Below are 250 nucleotides of genomic sequence, written 5' to 3'. Positions count from 1 at the left end.
CCATGAAGTACTTTGCCCTGACGCCACTCGTCGCCGGCGCCCTGCTCGCAGGCTGCGCCACGCCCTACCCTGAGCCGCGGGTCGAGATGAGCCAGACACCGGTCGTCAACCTGCCGGCGACGGTGCCGCTGGCGCCGACCAATGGCGCCATCTACCAGGCCGCCGCCTACCGACCGCTGTTCGAAGACCACCGTGCCCGGCTGGTGGGCGACACGCTGACGATCAATATCGTCGAGAAAGTCTCGGCCAC

The 250-nt window shown here is 68.0% G+C and carries 1 protein-coding gene; it reads left to right on the top strand.

Going from position 1 to position 250, the window contains the following annotated elements; all coding sequences use genetic code 11:
• On the top strand, nt 1-250 hold a 250-nt coding region (locus RVY79_RS20910; RefSeq protein WP_317466526.1), incomplete at both ends, for a flagellar basal body L-ring protein FlgH.

It is taken from the genome of Chromohalobacter sp. HP20-39 (genome assembly GCF_033052815.1).
Taxonomy (GTDB): domain Bacteria; phylum Pseudomonadota; class Gammaproteobacteria; order Pseudomonadales; family Halomonadaceae; genus Chromohalobacter.
Note: the sequence above shows the minus strand (reverse complement) of the source record. Positions and strands in the feature narration are given on the sequence as shown.